We start from the raw sequence: 20,288 nt of genomic DNA on the forward strand, positions 1-20,288 counted from the left end.
CGTCCCCGCCCGGCATCGTTCCCGGCCTGGCACCACGGCTGGCGGCGTCGTTCCAGTGGGGGTTCGGCGTTGTCCGCGGGGTCGGGACGGCCGCACCGGTGGGGCTGGCCGAGGTTGGCACAAACCCTAGTCCGGAGTCCGTAGCTTCAGCCCTCAGCACGCCGTGTGGTGGACGCCGAGGGAGGCCGTGGCGCCGATGGACGCACCCCGCAGCGAGACCCGCCTGGACGTCGCGGTCGTCGGAGTGGCCTGCAGGCTGCCCGCCGCCGCGGACCCGGGCGCGTTCTGGGCGCTGCTGGCGGCGGGGGCGAGCGGGATCGGCGAGGTGCCGCCGGGGCGCTGGCCCGACGAGCACCTGCTCGACCGCGACGCGCACGCCCACCTGCGGCGCGGTGGCTTCCTGGAGCGGGTGGACGGGTTCGACGCGGAGTTCTTCGGCATCTCCCCGCGCGAGGCCGCGGCGATGGACCCGCAGCAGCGGTTGGCGCTGGAGCTGGCCTGGGAAGCGCTGGAGGACGCGGGTGTCGCCCCGGGCGCGACCCCGGACACGGCCGTGCTGCTCGGTGCCATGGCCGACGACTACGCCCACCTGCTGCGCCGGGCCACCGGGCCGGGCGCGTTCACCGTCACCGGCACCCACCGCGGGGCGCTGGCCAACCGCGTCTCTTACTGCCTGGGCCTGACCGGGACGAGCCTCACCGTCGACTGCGGGCAGTCGTCCTCGCTGGTCGCCGTGCACGTGGCGTGCGCCGAGCTGGCGGGCGGACGGGTGCGCGCGGCGCTGGCGGGCGGGGTGAACCTCAACCTGCTGGCCGCCACGGCGCTGGGGGTGCACGAGTTCGGCGCGCTGTCCCCGGACGGCCTGTGCCACACCTTCGACGCCCGCGCCAACGGCTACGTGCGCGGGGAGGGCGGCGCCGTCGTCGTCCTCAAGCGCCTGGCCGACGCCGTGGCCGACGGCGACCACGTGTACTGCGTGATCCGCGGCGGCGCGGTGAACCACGACGGCGGCGGCACCACGTACACGACCCCGGACGGCGCCGCGCAGGAGCGGTTGCTGCGCGCGGCGTGCGCGTCCGCCGAGGTCGACCCGGCCGCGGTGGACTTCGTCGAGCTGCACGGCACCGGCACCCGCGTGGGCGACCCGGTGGAGGCCGCCGCGCTGGGGGCCGTGCTCGGCGGCGCGCCAGGACGGCGGGCGCCGCTGCTGGTCGGCTCGGCGAAGACGAACGTCGGCCACCTCGAAGGCGCCGCCGGGGTCGTCGGGCTCGTCAAAGCCGTGCTCGCCCTCGACCGGGGCGAACTGCCCAGGAGCCTGAACTACACCACCCCCAACCCGGACATCGACCTCGACGCGCTCAACCTGCGCGTGCACACCGAGCACTCCGCGCTCGACGGGCCCGTGCTGGCGGGCGTCAGCTCGTTCGGCATGGGTGGGGCCAACTGCCACCTGGTGCTGTCGCGCGCCACCGCGGACGAACGCCCCGAGAACCCGCTGCCCGCGCTGCCTGTGGCCCCCATCCCGGTGTCGGCGCGCACTCCGCTGGCCCTCCGCGCCCACGCCCGCGCGTTGGCCGAGTGCCATCTGGAACCCGGCGAGCTGGCGGCCGCCCTGACCACCACCCGGCGCGCGTTCGAGCACCGCGCGGTGGTCAACGCCGAGACCCGGGACGAGGCCACCGAGCTGCTCCGGGCGCTCGCTGACGGGCGCGACCACCCGCGCGTCACCGTCGGCGCGGTGTCCGAGGACGAGGGCGGGTTGGCGTTCTTGTTCCCGGGCCAGGGGTCGCAGCGCCCGGGGATGGGCCGCGAGCTGTACGAGGCGCTGCCCGCGTTCGCGGCCGAGTTCGACGCCGTCGCCGGGCACCTGGACCCGCTGCTCGGCCGCTCCACCCACGACCTCGTGCTCAGCGGGCGCCACGACCTGGACGACACCGCCGTCACCCAGCCCGCGCTGTTCGCCGTCGAGGTCGCGACCGCCGCCGTGCTGCGGGACGTGGGCCTGGTGCCGGACCACCTCATCGGGCACTCGGTGGGGGAGATCGCCGCCGCGCACCTCGCCGGGGTGTTCTCCCTCGCGGACGCGTGCGCGCTCGTCGCCGCGCGCGGCCGGTTGATGGGCGGGTTGCCGCCCGGTGGCGCCATGGTCGCGGTGCAGGCCGCGGAGGACGAGGTTGACACCACCGAGGTGGACATCGCCGCGGTGAACGGGCCGGACGCGCTGGTGCTCTCCGGTGACGCGGACGTGGTGGCGGCGGTCGCCGCGCGGTTCGCCGCGGCCGGGCGCAAGACCACCAGGCTGCGGGTCAGCCACGCCTTCCACTCCGCCCGGGTGGACCCGGTGCTGGCCGAGTTCGCCGCCGTCGCCGCCCGCCTGGAGTACGCGGAGCCGCGGGTGGCCGTCGTGTCGAACCTGCTCGGCCGCGTCGCGGGCCCGGGTGAGCTGAGCACGCCGGACTACTGGGTGCGCCACGCCCGCGACGCCGTCCGCTTCCTCGACGGCGTGCGCTCCCTCGACGCCGCGGGGGTGAGCCGGTTCGTCGAGGTGGGGCCGGGCACGGCGCTCACCAGCATGGTCGACGCGGGCATGGGGCGCCCCTGCCGGGTCCGCGTCCCCACCCTGCGCGCCGCGGGCGACGAGCTGCGCAGCACGCTGGACGCGGTGGCCGCGCTGCACGTCACCGGCACCCCGGTGGCGTGGGAGCGCCTGGTGGGCACGTCCCGCGCCAAGCTGCCCACCTACCCGTTCCAGCGCCGGTCGCACTGGCTCACCACGTCCCAGCCCGAGGCGGAGGCGCCCGAGCAGGACGGCTCGCTGCGCGCCCGGTGGTGGCAGGAGGCCGCCGACCAGCGCCCGCGCCTGCTGCTCGACGCCGTGCTGGGGCACGTCGCCCACGTCCTCGGCCACGCCGACGCCGCCGAGGTCGACCCGCGCCGCCGCTTCAAGGACCTGGGGTTCGACTCGCTCAGCGCCGTTCAGCTGCGCGACCGGCTCGCCGCGGCCACCGAGGTCGCCCTGCCGTCCTCCCTGCTGTTCGACCACCCCACGCCGCACGCCGTCGCGGGCAGGATCGCCGCGCTCCTGGCGGGCGAGGTTGCCCCAGCCGAGGACGCCCCTGCCGAGGTTGCCGCCACCGCCGCGGCCCACGGCGACCCGGTGGTGATCGTCGGCATGGCCTGCGCGCTACCCGGCGGCGTGTCCACCCCGGACGAGCTGTGGGAGCTGGTGGCCGAGGGGCGGGAGGGCATCGGCCCGTTCCCCACCGACCGCGGCTGGGGGCGGCGCGGCGTCGGCGGGTTCCTGGCCGGGGCCGCCGACTTCGACGCCGACTTCTTCGAGATCTCCCCGCGCGAGGCCCTGGCCATGGACCCCCAGCAGCGGTTGGTGCTGGAGTGCTCCTGGGAGGCGCTGGAGCGCGCGGGCATCAACCCCGCCGGGCTGCGCGGCACGGACACCGGCGTGTTCACCGGGGTCATGGGGCAGGACTACCTCGCGCCGCTGAACGACATCGACGACGACGCCCGCGGCCACGCGCTCACCGGCGGGTCGGCCAGCGTCGTCTCCGGCCGGGTCGCCTACGCCCTCGGCCTCGAAGGGCCCGCCATCTCCCTCGACACGGCGTGCTCGTCGTCGTTGGTGGCGCTGCACTGGGCGGTGCAGGCGCTGCGTCGCGGCGAGTGCTCGCTGGCGCTGGCCGGTGGCGTCACCGTCATGTCCAGCCCCGGCATGTTCGTCGAGTTCGAGCGCCAGGGCGGGCTGGCACCGGACGGCCGGTGCAAGGCGTTCTCCGACGACGCCGACGGCACCGGCTGGTCCGAGGGCGTCGCCGTGCTGGTGGTGGAGCGGTTGTCCGACGCCCGGCGCAACGGGCACGACGTGCTCGCGGTGGTGCGCGGCTCGGCGGTGAACTCCGACGGCGCCTCCAACGGGCTGACCGCGCCGAACGGGCCGTCGCAGGAGCGGGTGATCCGCCGGGCACTGGCCGACGCGGGCCTGTCCGCGTCCGATGTGGACCTGTTGGAGGCGCACGGCACCGGCACCGCGCTGGGCGACCCCATCGAGGCGCAGGCCCTACTGGCAACCTACGGCCGCGACCGCGCGGGCACGCCGCTGCGGCTCGGGTCGCTCAAGTCCAACATCGGCCACACCCAGGCCGCCGCCGGTGTCGCCGGGGTGATCAAGGTCGTGCAGGCCATGCGGCACGCCGTGCTGCCCAGGACCCTGCACGCCGAGCGCCCGTCCACCCACGTCGACTGGAGCGCCGGGGACGTCCGGCTGCTCACCGAGCAGCTGCCCTGGGAGTCCGACCGGCCGCGCCGCGCGGGGGTGTCGTCGTTCGGCATCAGCGGCACCAACGCCCACGTCATCGTCGAACAGGCCGCCCCGGCCGAGCGGGCACCCGAACCGCGACCGGTGGTCGTGCCCTGGGTGTACTCCGCGCACGACCGGGCCGCCCTCGACGCCCAGACCGCGCGGCTGCGCGGAGTCGAGGCCGAGCCCGCGGACGTGGGCTGGTCGCTGGTCACCGGGCGGGCCCGGCTCGACGAGCGGGCCGTGGTCGTGGGCACCGACCTCGACGACTTCCACGCCGACCCGGTCACCGGCCGCGTCGGCGCCACCCGCCTCGCCCTGCTCTTCCCCGGGCAGGGGGCGCAGCGGGCCGGGATGGGGCAGCGGCTCGCCGCCCGGTTCGGCGTGTTCGCCGACGCCCTCACCGAGGTGTGCGGGCACTTCGACCTGCCGCTGCGCGAGGTGATGGCCAGCGGGGAGGGGTTGTCCGACACCCGCTTCACCCAACCCGCGCTCTTCGCCCACCAGGTCGCCCTGCACCGGCTGCTGGAGTCCTGGGGTGTGCGCGGGGAAGCGCTGATCGGGCACTCCATCGGGGAGGTCGCCGCCGCGCACGTGGCCGGGGTCTGGTCGCTCGCGGACGCCTGCGCGCTGGTGCAGGCGCGCGGCCGGTTGATGGGGGAACTCCCGCCCGGCGGGGCGATGGTGTCCGTGGAAGCCACAGAGGACGAGGTGGCGCCGCTGCTGACCCCGCTCGTGTCGATCGCCGCCGTGAACGGCCCGCGCGCGGTGGTCGTGTCCGGCGCCGAGGACGAGGTGCGCGCCATCGCGGCCCACTGGCGCGAGCGGGGGCGGCGCACCAAGCGGCTCGACGTCTCCCACGCCTTCCACTCGCCGCTGGTGGAGCCGATGCTCGACGAGTTCGCCCGCGTTGCGGCCTCGCTGACCTACCGGACCCCGCGCGTCCCCGTGGTGTCCAACGTGACCGGACGGTTCGCGACGACGGAGCTGACCGACCCGGGCTACTGGGTGCGGCACGTGCGCGAGGCCGTGCGGTTCGCCGACGGCGTCGCCGCGCTGGCCGAGCGGGGCATCACCACGGTGGCCGAGCTTGGCCCGCGCCCGGTGCTCAGCGCCTCGTTGGGCGACCTCGACCCGGCCCCGCTGGCCCGGGACGCCCTCGACGAGGACGCCGCGCTGCTCACCGGCGCCGGGCGGCTGTGGGTGCGGGGCGTGGACGTGGACTGGGCGCGGACCTTCGACGGGGTCGGGGCGCGCCGCGTCGACCTGCCGACCTACCCGTTCCAGCGCAGCCGCTACTGGCCCGCGGCCGCGGGGCCGGACGTGGGCACGTGGTGCCGCGAGGTCGTCTGGGAGCCGGTCGACCTGCCCGCGGGGCAGCTCGACGGCGGGTGGGCCGTCATCCCGGGCGCCGGGTGCCCTGCCGATGTCGCTGAGCAGGTGCGGGTGGGTGTGCTGGCCCGCGGCGGCAGGCTCACCGAACCCGAGGACGCTGACGGGGTCGTCGCGCTGCTGGGGTGGGATCGGCACGAGGGCGACGGGTTGTGGGAGTTGGTGGCGCTGCGCGCCGACTTGGCGGCCCGCGGCGTGTCGGCCCCGCTGTGGTGCGCCACCAGGGGCGCTGTCGCCGTCGCTGACGAACAGGTGAGCTCGCCGGTGGGCGCGGGGTTGTGGGGCCTGGGCCGGGTCGCCGGGCTGGAGCTCGGCGCGGCCTGGGGCGGGCTGGTCGACGTGGCCGATGGTGCCTGGGACAAGCTCGCGGACGCCCTCGCCGCCAGCCGCCCGGAACTGGCACTGCGCGGCGGTGGCGCGTTCAGCCGCGGGCTCGGCCCCGCTCGCCCGGCGGCGGCCGACCCGCTCGACCTCTCCGGGGCCACCGTGCTCGTCACCGGCGGCACCGGGGCGCTCGGCCGCCACGTGGCCGCGTGGCTGACCGGTCGCGGCGCCGCCAGGGTCGTGCTCGCAGGCCGGTCGGCCGCCCCGGTCGACGGGTACGAGGTCGTCGCCTGCGACGTCACCGACGCCGACGCCGTGCGCGGCCTCGTCGGCTCGCTCGGCCCGGGGTTGCGCGGGGTCGTCCACGCCGCCGGGGTGCTGCACGACGGCCTGCTGGACGGGCTGACCCGCGAGGTGTTCGACGACGTGGTGCGCGCCAAGGTCGTCGGCGGGTGGAACCTGCACGAGGCCACCCGGGGCGTGGAGCTGGACCTGTTCCTGGTCTTCTCGTCGATCGTCGGCGTGCTGGGCAACGGGGGCCAGGGCGCCTACGCGGCGGCCAACGCCTTCCTCGACGGGCTCATCGCCCACCGGCGCGGCCTGGGCCTGCCCGGCACCGGCGTCGCCTGGGGCCCCTGGGCCGGGGAAGGGATGGCGGCCACCGAGGCCGTCGCCCGCCGGTTCGAGCGCGACGGCATCAGCCCCATGGCGCCCGAGCACGCCCTCGCCGCGCTCGACCACGTGGTCGACCACGGCATCACGCTGCCGCTGATCGCCGACGTCGACTGGACCCGCCTGGCCGCCGCGCGCGGGGCCTCCCCGTTCGGCGCGGCGCCCGCCCAGGCTGGGCGGCTGTCCGCTCGGGTCGAAGGACTGCCGGAGGGTGAGCGGCGGCGCGTCGTCACCGAGCTGGTGCGCGACACCGCGGCGGCTGTCCTCGGGCACCGCGATCCGGGCGCGCTCGACGTGACCCGCCCGTTCAAGGAACTGGGCTTCGACTCCCTGACGGCGCTGGAGCTGCGAACCGCGCTCGCCGCCGTCACCGACCTGCCCATTCCGGGCACTCTCGTCTACGACTACCCGACGCCCGCGGCGGCCGTCGACCACGTGCTTTCCCAGCTGGCCGACGAAGACACCGCCGAGGACGGCCTCGCGCGCCCCGCCGCGCCGGACGAGCCCATCGCCATCGTCGGCATGGCGTGCAGGCTGCCCGGTGGCATCCACACCCCCGACGAGCTGTGGTCGCTGGTCGCGTCGGGCGGCGAGGGTGTCGGGCCGTTCCCCACCGACCGCGGCTGGGACCCGGCCCTGTCCGGCGTCGGCGGTTTCCTGCACGACGCGGCCGACTTCGACGCGGGGTTCTTCGGCATCTCCCCGCGCGAGGCCGCCGCCATGGACCCGCAGCAGCGGCTTGTGCTGGAGTGCTCCTGGGAGGCCCTGGAGCGGGCCTGCCTCGACCCCGGGTCGCTGCGCGGTTCGGCCACCGGCGTCTACCTCGGGGTCAGCCACCAGGACTACGGGCCCCGCCTGCACGAACCGGCCGAGGGCGCCGAGGGCTACTTGCTGACCGGCCTCGCGCCCAGCGTCGTCTCCGGCCGGGTCGCCTACGCCCTCGGGCTGGAGGGGCCCGCGCTCTCGATCGACACGGCGTGCTCGTCGTCGCTGGTGGCGCTGCACTCGGCGGTGCAGGCGCTGCGCCGCGGCGAGTGCTCGCTGGCGATCACCGGCGGGGTCACGGTCATGTCCAACCCCGGGTCGTTCGTCGAGTTCGCCCGCCAGGGCGGCTTGGCCGCCGACGGGCGGTGCAAGGCGTTCTCCGACGCCGCCGACGGCACGGGCTGGTCCGAGGGCGTGGCTGTGCTCGTGGTGGAGCGGCTGTCCGACGCCCAGCGCCTCGGGCACGACGTCCTGGCCGTGGTGCGCGGGTCCGCCGTCAACTCCGACGGCGCCTCCAACGGCCTCACCGCGCCGAACGGGCCGTCGCAGGAGCGGGTGATCCGCCGGGCACTGGCCGACGCGGGCCTGCGCCCGGACGACGTCGACGCCGTGGAGGCCCACGGCACCGGCACCCGGCTCGGTGACCCCATCGAGGCGCGCGCCCTGCTCGCCACCTACGGCCGCGACCGCGCGGGCGCGCCGCTGCGGCTCGGGTCGCTCAAGTCCAACATCGGCCACACCCAGGCCGCCGCGGGCGCCGCGGGGATCATCAAGGTCGTCCAAGCGCTGCGCCACGGCGTGCTGCCCCGCACCCTGCACGTCGACACCCCGTCCGCCGAGGTCGACTGGGCGTCCGGCGGTGTGGAACTGCTGACCTCCGACGTGCCGTGGTCGCCTGGTGATCGGCGGCGCCGCGCGGGGGTGTCGTCCTTCGGCATCAGCGGCACCAACGCGCACGTCATCATCGAGGAAGGCGTGCCCCTGCCCACCGCCACGCCCGCGACCGGCGGTGTCCTGCCGTGGGTGCTGTCCGCCGCGGACGGGGACGCGTTGCGCGCGCACGCCGCCCAGCTCGCAGACCTGCCCGACGTGTCGGACGCGGACGTGGCCTGGACCCTGGCCTCCTCCCGGGCCGGGCTGCCGCACCGCGCGGTCGTCCTCGGGGCCACGCGCGAGGAGTTCACCGCAGGGCTGCGCGCGCTCGCTGCGGGGGACACCGGCGCCGGGCTCGTCGTCGGTGACGGCACCACGGCCGGGGAGACGGTGTTCGCGTTCTCCGGCCAGGGCGCGCAGCGCGCGGGCATGGGGGTGGTGCTGGCCGCCCGGTTCCCGGTGTTCGCGGACGCGCTCGCGCAGGTCTGCGCCGAGTTCGCCATCCCGGTCGCGGACGCGATGCGCACCGGCGTCGACCTGGCGCAGACCGAGTTCACGCAGGCGGCGCTGTTCGCCCACGAAGTCGCGCTGGTGCGGCTGCTGGAGTCCTGGGGAGTGCGGCCGGACGTGCTGATCGGGCACTCCATCGGGGAGGTCGCCGCCGCGCACGTCGCCGGGGTGTGGTCGCTGGCCGACGCCTGCGCGTTGGTCGCCGCGCGCGGCCGGGTGCTGCAAGCCCTGCCCGAGGGCGGGGCGATGGTGTCGGTCGAGGCCACTGAGGACGAGGTCGTCCCGCTGCTCACCCCCGGTGCCGCCCTCGCGGCGGTGAACGGGCCCCGCGCGGTGGTCGTGTCCGGGGTGCTGGCGGAGGTGGAGGCCGTCGCCGCCGCGTTCGCGGGCAGGCGCACCAAGCGGCTCGACGTTAGCCACGCCTTCCACTCGCCGCTTGTCGAGCCCGCGCTGGCGGAGTTCCGCGCGGTCGCGGAGGGGCTGACCTACCACCGGCCGCGCCTGCCGGTGCTGTCCACGCTCACCGGGCGCCTGGCCACCGCGGAGCTGACCGACCCGAACCACTGGGTCCGCCACCTGCGCGAGCCCGTCCGGTTCGCCGACGGTGTGCGGGCACTGCTGGAGCGCGGTGTGGCGCGGGTGGTGGAGATCGGCCCGGACGCCGTGCTGGCCCAGTCCGTGCACGCCTGCGCGGGCGACCGCCCGCTGCTGGTCACCGCGGCCCAGCGCCGGTCCCGACCCGAGGTCGACGCCCTGCTGGAGGCGACCGCCCGCCTGCACGCCCACGGCGCCGACGTCGACTGGACCGCCGTCGTCAGCGCGGACGGCACGCGCCCGCGGCCAGCCCACCTGCCCACCTACCCCTTCCAGCGCAGCCGGTACTGGCTGGACACGCCGACCGGCGGCCCGCGCACCGATTCGCTGTTCGCCGTGGACTGGGAGCCGGTGGCGCCCGGCACCCCCGAGACCGCGCAGGACATCGGCGTCCTGCGCCCCTCGGGTGACCTCGCCACCACCCTCGCCCGGCTCCAGGACGCCCTCGCGGGCGCGGGCAGGCTGGCCGTCCTCGTCGACGGCGCCGAGTCCGACCCTGCCCAGGCCGCCGTGGTCGGGTTGGTGCGCAGCGCGCAGAACGAGCACCCCGGACGGCTGCTGCTGGTCGACGGGCCGCTGTCTGTCGACCATCTCCCCGCCGCCTTCGCCACCGGTGAGACGCACCTGTCCGTTGTGGATGGTCGTTGGCTCGCCCCGCGACTGGTGCCCTCCTCGGGGAGCGATGCGTCCGCTGACCCGCCGTGGGAGCAGGGCGGAACGGTGCTGATCACCGGCGGGACCGGTGCCGTGGGCGGGCACGTGGCCCGCCACCTCGCAGGCACCCACGGCGTCGCGCGCGTGCTGCTGCTGAGCCGCCGCGGCCCGGACAGCCCGGACGCTTCCCGGCTTGTCGCTGAGTTGGCCGAACTGGGGTGCGCCGCGCAGGTCGTCGCGTGCGACGCGGGGGATCGGGACGCCCTCGCCGCCGTGCTGGCCACCATCCCCGCCGAACACCCGCTCACCGGTGTCGTGCACGCCGCGGGCGTGCTCCGCGACGGCCTGATCACCACCATGACCCCGGACGCCCTCGCCGCTGTCGTCACGGCCAAGGCCGACGCGGCCCGGCACCTCGACGAGCTGACCCGCGACCTGCCGGTGAGCAGGTTCGTGCTCTGCTCGGCGTTCAGCGGCCTGGTCGGTGGGCCCGGCCAGGCCAACTACGCCGCCGCCAACGCCGCGGTCGACGCGGTCGCCGCCCGCCGCCGCGCGGCGGGCCTGCCCGCGGTGTCGCTGGCGTGGGGGCTGTGGGAGTCCGGCATGGCGGACGAGCTGGGCGCGGCCGACCGGCGCAGGCTCGCCGGGTTCGGGGTCGTGGCCATGCCCGCCGCGCAGTGCCTGCGCCTGTTCGACCGCTGCCACGGCTCCGAGCGCGCCCTGCTCGTCCCCGCCGCCCTCGCCCTCACCGGCGACGACCTGCGCCCGCACCCGCTGCTGCGCCGCCTCGCCCCCGCCACCCCGCCCACCGCACAGGCCCCACGGCCCGCGCGGGTGCCGCTCAGCGAGCAGGTCGCCGGGATGGGCGAGGACGAGCGACGCGCCCACCTGCTCGCCGTGGTGCGCACCGAAGCCGCCGCTGTCCTCGGGCACCGCTCGCCCGGCGACGTCGCCCCCCGCACCGGGTTCGCCGAGCAGGGCTTCGACTCGCTGACCGGGGTGGAGTTCCGCAACCGGCTCGACGCCCTGGTCGGCACCCCGCTGACCGCCACGCTGATCTACGACCACCCGACCCCGGAGGCGGTCGCCGACCACCTCGCCACCACGACCGACCCCGGCAGCGGCGCCGGGCCGAGCATCGATGACCTCGAACAGCGGTTGGACGCCCTGGTGCCCTCCGGGGCCGACCGCGACGCGCTCGCCGCCCGGCTGCGCGGCCTGCTCGACCGGTTGGGCCGCGCCGAGCAGGCCGACCCCGCCCCGGCCGAGGCCGAGGAGGCGGTGGGGGAGCTGCTGGCCGAGGCCAGCGACGACGAGATCTTCGCGTTCATCGACAACGAGCTCGGCACGTCCTAGGCCACGACCCCCACCCACCCCGTCCCCACCGGCAGGTGCGCCGCGAACCCCAGGGAAGGACACCCGTGTCGGAAGAGAAGCTGCGGCACTACCTCAAGCGCGTCACCGCCGACCTGCACACCGCCCGCGCCCGCGTGCGGGAGCTGGAGGCGCGCGGCGCCGAGCCGGTCGCCGTGGTCGGCATGTCCTGCCGCTTCCCCGGTGGCGCGACCTCCCCGGAGCGGCTGTGGGACCTGGTCGCGCGCGGCGGCGACGCGGTGACCGCCTTCCCGGCCGACCGCGGCTGGGACACCGCCGAGCTGCTGGGCCTGGGCGCGGCCCCGGTGGGCGGGTTCCTGCCCGACGCCACCGACTTCGACGCCGGGTTCTTCGGCATCTCCCCGCGCGAGGCCCTGGCCGTGGACCCGCAGCAGCGCCTCGCCCTGGAGTGCTCGTGGGAGGCGCTGGAGCGGGCCGGGGTCAACCCCGCCGACCTGCGCGGCAGCGACACCGCGGTGTTCATGGGCACCAACGGGCAGGACTACCCGCAGCTCGTCACGTCCTCCGCCGACGCCGAGGACGTGGTCGGGCACGTGGCCACCGGCAGCGCCGCGAGCGTCCTGTCCGGGCGGGTGTCCTACGCGCTCGGGTTCGAGGGCCCCTCGGTCACCGTCGACACCGCCTGCTCGTCGTCGCTGGTGGCCCTGCACTGGGCGGTGCAGGCCCTGCGCCGGGGGGAGTGCTCGCTGGCGCTGGCGGGCGGGGTCACGGTGATGGCGACGACGGGGGTGTTCACCGAGTTCGCCCACCAGGGCGCGCTGGCCGCCGACGGCCGGTGCAAGGCGTTCTCCGACGACGCCGACGGCACCGGGTGGGGCGAGGGCGCGGGCGTCCTGGTGCTGGAGCGGCTGTCCGACGCCGAACGCCTCGGGCACCGGGTGCTCGCGGTGGTGCGCGGGTCGGCGGTGAACTCCGATGGCGCCAGCAGCAGCCTCACCGCCCCCAACGGGCCGTCGCAGCAGCGGGTCATCCTGCGCGCGCTGGCCGATGCCGGGCTGGGCACCTCCGATGTGGACCTCGTCGAGGCGCACGGCACGGGCACGCGCTTGGGCGACCCGATCGAGGCGCAGGCGTTGCTGGCCACATACGGGCAGAACCGGGCTGAGCCGCTGTGGTTGGGGTCGGTGAAGTCGAACATCGGCCACACGCAGGCCGCGGCGGGTGTCGCCGGGGTGATCAAGGTCGTGGAGGCGATGCGCCACGGGGTGCTGCCCGCGACCCTGCACGTCGGCAAGCCCTCCAGTGAGGTGGACTGGGAGTCCGGCGCGGTGGAGGTCTTGGACGAGGCTCGGGCGTGGGCGGTGGACCGGCCGAGGCGGGCCGGGGTGTCGTCGTTCGGGATCAGCGGCACCAACGCCCACGTCATCCTCGAACAGGGCCCCGACGCCCACCCCGCCGAACCCACCGCGGACACCACCGTCCCCTGGGTGTTCTCGGCCCGCGAGCCCGCGGCGCTCGCCGCCCAAGCCGAACAGCTCGCCCAGACCCCCGGGTCGGCCATCGACATCGGCTGGTCGCTCGCCTCGACCCGCGCCCACTTCGAGGAACGCGCCGTCGTCGTCGGCCAGGACCGCGACGAGGTGCTGGCAGGTCTGGCGGCACCGATGGTGCGCGGGCGCGCGTCGGGCGAAGGCAGGGTCGCGGTCGTCTTCTCCGGCCAGGGCGCCCAGCGCGCGGGCATGGGGGAGCGGCTGTACCAGCGGTTCCCCGTGTTCGCCCGCGCGCTCGACGAGGTGTGCGCGCACTTCGACCTGCCGGTGCGCCACGCCATGACCACCGGCGACGGCCTCGACCGCACCGACCTCACCCAGGCCGCGCTGTTCGCCCACGAGGTGGCCGCCTACCGGCTGCTCCAGTCGTGGGGCCTGCGCCCCACCGCCGTGATGGGGCACTCGATCGGTGAGGTCGTCGCCGCGCACGTGGCGGGCGTGTGGTCGCTGGCGGACGCCTGCACCCTCGTGGCCGCGCGCGGCAAGCTCATGGCGGCCCTGCCCGCGGGCGGGGCGATGGTGGCCGTGGAGGCCACCGAGGACGAGGTCACCCCGCTGCTGACCCCGGGCGTGTCGGTGGCAGCGGTCAACGGGCCGCGCTCGATCGTGCTCTCCGGTGTCGAGGCGGAGGTGCTGGCCGTCGCGGGGCGCCTCACCGGCAGGCGCTCCACCCGGCTCCCGGTCAGCCACGCCTTCCACTCGCCGCTGGTCGACCCCGTGCTGCCGGGGTTCCGCGAGGTCGTCGCCGGGCTGGCGTTCCGGCCGCCGCGACTGCCGGTGCTGTCCAACCTGACCGGTCGACCCGTGACGACGGAACTGGCCGACCCCGACTACTGGGTGCGCCACGTCCGCGCGGCCGTGCGCTTCGCCGACGGGGTGCGCGCGCTGGCCGCGCGCGGGGCCGACGCCGTGCTGGAGATCGGGCCGAAGGCCGTGCTGGCCGGTGCCGTCCGGGAGATCACCGGCCTGCCGGTCGCGGCCGTGGCGCGGCGGGACGTGCCCGAGGACAAGGCCCTGCTGTCCGGCGTCGGCGCGCTGTGGGTCGAGGGCGTGGAGGTCGACTGGCCCGCGGTGTTCGGCGGTCTCTCACCGCAGCGGGTCGACCTGCCCACCTACCCGTTCCAGCGCAGTCGCTACTGGCCCGCGACGGCGGCGGGCACCGGCGATGAGCTGCGGTACGAGGTCGCCTGGGCGCCGGTGGCGATCGCCGCGGGCCCGCTGTCGGGGACGTGGGCGGTCCTGGCGGGCTCTGGTGTGGACACCTCCGCCTGCGTCGAGGCCCTGGCCGCACGCGGTGCGCACGCGGTCGCCTGTGGACCCAACGACCTTGGCTCGGTGCAGCCAGCAGGCGTGGTCGTGCTGGCGGGGGAGGCCGCCGATCCTGTCAAGGACATGTGGACGGTCGCGGACCTGGCTCGCCGCGCGATCGAGTCCGGTGCCCGGGTGTGGGTCGTGACCACTGGTGGCGCCGCGGTGGCCGACGAGCCGGTGTCGCCCACCGCCGCGGGCGTGTGGGGCCTGGGGCGGGTCATCGGGCTGGAGCACCCGGGTTCCTGGGGCGGGCTCGTCGACGTCGCCGAGGGTGCCTGGGACCGCGTGGCCGAGGTGGTCGCGGCGGGGGAGGAGCGCGAGGTCGCCGTCCGCGTCGACGGGGTGTTCGCGCGCCGGGTCGTCCCGCAGGTGCTCGACGGCCCGGCGTCCGCGCCGGACGTGGCGGGCGGCACGGCGCTCATCACCGGCGGCACCGGCGCGCTGGGCCTGCGGGCCGCCCGGTGGCTCGCGGAGCGCGGTGTCGCGAGGGTCGTCCTGGTCGGGCGGACGGGTGCGCGGACGCCCGAGGTGGACGCCCTGGCCGAGGCTCACCCTCGACTAGAGGTTGAGACCCGGGCCTGCGACGTGTCCGACGCGGCTGCCGTGCGGGCGCTCGTCGCCGGGTGCGGGCCGCTGCGCGCGGTGGTGCACGCGGCGGGGGTCGTGGCCGACGTGCCCTTCGCCGAGCTGGGCGAAGAGGCGTTCGACCTGGCGGTGCGGGCCAAGGTGCGCGGTGCCGCGGCCCTGCACGAGGCCACCCTCGACCAGACCCTCGACCTCTACTTGACGTTCTCCTCCATCTCCGCGACCTGGGGTGCGGGCGGTCAAGCCGCCTACGCCGCCGCGAACGCCTTCCTCGACGGCCTCGTCGCCCGGCGCCGGGCGGCCGGGCTGCCCGGCACGTCGGTCGCGTGGGGCCCGTGGGGCGGTGGCGGCATGGTCGCCGCCGAGGGGTCCGCGCAGACCCTCGCCGAGCGCGGGCTGCGGTTGCTGCGCCCGGAGACCGCCATCGCCGCCCTGTCGCGCTCGGTGGACCACGGCCGCGCCCACTCCGTCGTGGCCGATGTCGACTGGGAGCGCCTGGCCGGTGTCTTCGACGCCGTGGGCGCCTCCGGCCTCTTCACCGAGGTGCGCCCGATGACCACCCGCGACACCACCGGCGTGGCCCAGCCCGCGAGCGGGTTGGCCGCCCTCCCGCCCGAGCAGCGCCCGGTGGCCGTCGAGGCCATGGTGCGCGAGCAGGTCGCCGCCGTCTTGGGCCACGCCGGGCCGGGGTCGATCGTCGTCGACCGGCCCTTCCGCGACCTGGGCTTCGACTCGCTGACCGCCGTGGAGTTCCGCGACCGGTTCCGCGCCGCGTCCGGGCTCCCCCTCGGCGCCACCGCCGTCTACGACCACCCGACCCCGCAGCGGCTCGTCGAGCACGTGCTCGACCTGCTCGCCCCCGCCGAGCGCACCGCCGCCGCGGTCACCGCGGCCACCGACGAGCCCATCGCCATCGTCGGCACGGCGTGCAGGCTGCCCGGCGGCATCACCGGCCCGGACCAGCTGTGGGCGCTGGTCGAGGCGGGCGGCGAGGTCGCGGGCCCGTTCCCCACCGACCGCGGCTGGGACCCCGGGCTCACCGGCTCCGGCGGGTTCCTCGACGACGCCGCCGGGTTCGACGCGGCCTTCTTCGGCATCAGCCCCCGCGAGGCCCTGGCCATGGACCCGCAGCAGCGGTTGGTGCTGGAGTGCGCGTGGGAGGCGCTGGAGCGGGCGGGCATCGACCCCACCGGGCTGCGCGGGACCGACTCCGGGGTGTTCCTGGGGCTCAGCCACATCGACTACGGCCCGCGCCTGCACGAGCCCGCCGAGAACACCGAGGGCTACCTGCTGACCGGTTCCGCGCAGGGCGTGGCGTCCGGGCGCGTGGCCTACGTGCTCGGGCTGGAGGGCCCCGCGGTGTCACTGGACACCGCGTGCTCGTCGTCGCTGGTGGCGCTGCACTGGGCGGCGCAGTCCCTGCGCCGCGGCGAGTGCGGGCTGGCCCTGGTCGGCGGCGTGGCCGTCATGTCCACCCCGGGGGCGTTCAGCGAGTTCGAGCGGCAGGGCGGGCTGGCCGCCGACGGCCGCTGCAAGGCCTTCGCCGACGAGGCCGACGGCACCGGCTGGTCCGAGGGCGTCGGCGTGCTGGCGGTCGAGCGGCTCTCCGACGCCCGGCGGCTCGGGCACCCCGTGCTGGCCGTCGTGCGCGGCAGCGCCATCAACTCCGACGGGGCCTCCAACGGGCTCACCGCCCCCAACGGCCCGGCCCAGCAGCGGGTCATCCGCCGCGCCCTGGCCGACGCCGGGCTGCGCCCCGGGGACGTCGACCTGGTGGAGGCGCACGGCACCGGGACCGCGCTCGGTGACCCCATCGAGGCGCAGGCCGTGCTGGCCACCTACGGCCGCGACCGGGACGGCGCCGCGCCGCTGCGGCTGGGCTCGCTCAAGTCGAACCTGGGCCACGCGCAGGCCGCCGCGGGCGTGGTCGGCGTGATCAAGGTGGTCGAGGCGATGCGGCACGGGGTGCTGCCGCGGACCCTGCACGCGGCGAACCCGTCGTCGCACGTGGACTGGTCGGCGGGCGAGGTCGACCTGCTCACCGAGGCCGTCGCGTGGGACACCGGGCGCCCGCGCCGCGCCGGCGTGTCCGCGTTCGGGCTCAGCGGCACCAACGCCCACGTCATCCTCGAACAGGCACCCGAGCCCGCCCCCGAGCCCGAGCCGGGACCGGTCCGCGACGCCGTGGTGCCGTGGGTGCTCTCGGCCCGCGGCGCGGGCGCGCTCGACGAGCAGGCCGCCCGCCTCATGGGGGTCGGTGGCTCGGCGGTGGACGTCGGCTGGTCGCTGGCCACCGGCCGCGCTGTGCTGGACGAGCGCGCCATCGTCGTCGGCGCCCACCACGCCGAGCTGAAGGCCGGGCTGGGCGACCTCGTCGTGCGGGGGCGTGCCGAGGGCGCGGGCCGGGTCGGCGTCGTGTTCTCCGGGCAAGGCGCCCAGCGGCCGGGCATGGGGTTGGCGCTGGCCGCCCGGTTCCCCGTGTTCGCCGAGGCGCTGGCGCAGGTCTGCGGGCACTTCGGCATCCCCGTGGCCGACGCCATGGCCACCGGCGAGGGCCTGGACCACACCGAGATGACCCAGGCGGCGCTGTTCGCCTACGAGGTCGCGCTGTTCCGGCTCATCGAGTCCTGGGGAGTGCGCCCGGCCGTGGTGATGGGGCACTCCATCGGGGAGGTCGCCGCCGCGCACGTGGCGGGCGTGCTGTCCCTGGCGGACGCCTGCGCCCTGGTCGCGGCGCGCGGCAGGCTCATGGGGGCGCTGCCCGCGGGCGGGGTGATGGTGTCGATCACCGCGACCGAGGACGAGGTGGCGCCGCTGCTGACCCGGGGCGTGGCCATCGCGGCGGTGAACGGGCCGCGCTCGGTCGTGGTGTCCGGCGAGCAGTCCGCCGTGGACGCCGTGGTCGGGCACTTCCCCGGGCGCAGGGTCAAGCGGCTCACCGTCAGCCACGCCTTCCACTCGCCGCTGATGGACCCCGTGCTCGACGACTTCCGCCGCGTGGCGGAGACCCTGGACTACCGGCTCCCGGCGATCCCCGTGGTGTCCAACCTGACCGGGGCCCACGCAACCCACGAGCTGACCGACCCGGGCTACTGGGTGCGGCACGTGCGCGGCACGGTTCGGTTCGCCGACGGTGTCGCCGCCGTGGCGGGCGAGGTCGACGCCGTCCTGGAGATCGGGCCGCGCGGGGTCCTGTCCGCCGCGGTGCGCGAGGTCGTGGACGCCACCCGGGCCCCCGAGGACGCGGCCGTCGTCGTCGCACCGCTGTCGCGCGACGCGCTCAGCGAGGACCGGGCGCTGCTGCTCGGCCTCGGGCGCGCCTGGGTGTCCGGGGTGGCGGTGGACTGGGGCGCGGTGTTCGCCGGGTTGGGGGCTCGCCGCACCGACCTGCCCACCTACGCCTTCCAGCACGAGCGGTTCTGGCTCAACCCGGGCCCGGCCGCCGCCCCCGCCGAGGCCGACGGCGAGTTCTGGGACGCGGTGCACCGCCTGGACTCCCGCTCGCTCGCGCAGGAGTTGGGCGTCGACGCCGCTGCCCTGGCGGCGGTGCTCCCGGCCCTGTCGACGTGGCGGCGCCGCGGGGAGGACCACGCGTCGCTGGACCGGCTGCGCTATCGGGCGGAGTGGGTGCCGATCGCACCCCCGCCCGCCGCGGCGGCAGGCAGCCGGTGGCTGGTCGTGGTGGACGACGACAGCCAGTGGCTCGGCTCCCGCGTCACCGCGACCATGGCCGCGCGCGGCATGCGGCACCAGGTGCTCGCGCACAACGGCGGCGACCGGGCCGCGCTGGCGAGCGCGCTGCGGGCGACCGGCGGTGGGTTCGACGGCGTCCTGTCCCTGCTCGGCACCGGCGACGCGCACGACCGCGGACCCGACACCGGGCTGCTCACCGCCGGGCTGACCCTGTTCCAGGCGCTCGGCGACGCCGGTGTGCGCGCGCCCCTGTGGTGCGCCACCCGCGACGCGGTGGGTCCCGAGGACGGCCCCGGCGACCCCGGGCGTTCGGCGCTGTGGGGCCTGGGCCGCTGCGCCGCGCTGGAGGAACCGCGACGGTGGGGCGGGATGGTCGACCTGCCCACGACCCCCGCCGGGTACCACTTGGACCGCCTCTGCGACGTCATCTCCGCGCCCGCCGCCGACGACCAGGTCGTCCTGCGCGCCCACACCACCTATGGCAGGCGGCTCACGGCGGCACCGGCCCGCCCCGCCCCCGCGTGGCGCCCGCGGGGCACCGTCCTGGTGTCCGGCGGCACCGGCGCGGTGGGCGAGCACGTCGCCCGCTGGCTCGCCGGGCGGGGGGCCGAGCACCTGCTGCTGCTCAACCGCACCGGCACCGCGCCCGCCTGGGTCGACGAGCTGGGCGCGGAGGTCACCGTCGCGGCGTGCGATGTGGCCGACGAGACGCGGCTGCGGGAGGTGCTCGCCGCGATCCCCGAGGACCGGCCGCTGCGGGCGGTGTTCCACGCCGCGGGCGTCCTCGACGACGGCGTGCTGGCCGCGATGACGCCGCGCCAGCTCACCACCGCCATGGCGCCCAAGGCGCTGGGGGCGTGGAACCTGCACCGGCTCACCAGCGGGCTCGACCGGTTCGTGGTGTTCTCCTCGGTCGCGGCGACGTGGGGCAACGCCGGGCAGGCCAACTACGCCGCCGCGAACGCCTACCTCGACGGGCTCGTCCGCCACCGCCACGCCCTCGGGCTGCCGGGCAGCAGCGTCGCCTGGGGCCCGTGGGGAGAGGGCGGCATGGCCAACGACGCCGCTGTCGCGCAGCGCATGGCCCGCGCGGGCATGGCCGCGCTGCACCCCCGGCAGGCGCTCGGCGTGCTGGAGCAGGTCGTGGCCTCGGGGGAGCCCGCGCTCACCGCCATCGACGTGGAGTGGGAGCGCTTCGCCGCGCAGCAGACCGCGACCCGGCCCACCCGGTTGTTCGAGCGCTTGGTCGAGGCGGCCCCCCAGGGGGAGAGCGCCTCGCAGCGGGAACTGGGCGCGCTCAAGCCCGCCGAGCTGCGCCGGGTGCTGCTGCACCGGGTGCGGGAAACCGCCGCCGCGGTGCTCGGGCACGGGTCGTCCGGGGTCGTGGCGCCCCGGCAGCGGTTCGCCGACCTCGGCTTCGACTCGCTGACGGCCGTGGAGCTGCGCAACGGGCTCACCGCCGAGACCGGGCTGGAGCTGCCCGCGACGCTGGTGTTCGACTTCCCGACCCCGGTCGACCTCGCCGCCGAGCTGGAGCGGCTGCTGGCCGAGGCGCGCGCGGCCGAGGACGGCCACGGCGGGGACGAGGCAGCTGGCGGGGGCGAGGGGGCGGACGAGGACGGGCTGCGGCTGGACGGCCCGTCGCTGGAGGACGAGTTCGAGTCGATGAGCGCCGACGAGCTGATCCACCTGGCGCTCGGGGACGACCGATGAGGGGG

Annotated in this window: 2 protein-coding genes; both read left to right on the forward strand. The window is 76.7% G+C overall.

What is annotated here, in order from left to right:
• Positions 1 to 196: 196 nt before the first annotated feature.
• Complete coding sequence (locus tag BJP25_RS35340) at positions 197 to 11,452, forward strand: type I polyketide synthase (protein ID WP_075974672.1); 11,256 nt, start codon at positions 197 to 199, stop codon at positions 11,450 to 11,452.
• 35 nt (positions 11,453 to 11,487) lie between these two features.
• Positions 11,488 to 20,283, forward strand: a complete 8,796-nt coding sequence (locus BJP25_RS35345) for a type I polyketide synthase (RefSeq protein WP_456318642.1) — start codon at positions 11,488 to 11,490, stop codon at positions 20,281 to 20,283.
• The last annotated feature ends 5 nt before the right edge of the window (positions 20,284 to 20,288 follow it).

Source organism: Actinokineospora bangkokensis (genome assembly GCF_001940455.1).
GTDB classification, from domain to species: Bacteria; Actinomycetota; Actinomycetes; order Mycobacteriales; family Pseudonocardiaceae; genus Actinokineospora; species Actinokineospora bangkokensis.

Coding starts and splice junctions, on each gene's coding strand:
- BJP25_RS35340 (WP_075974672.1), top strand. CDS start 197: ATGGACGCACCCCGCAGCGAGACCCGCCTGGACGTCGCGGTCGTCGGA.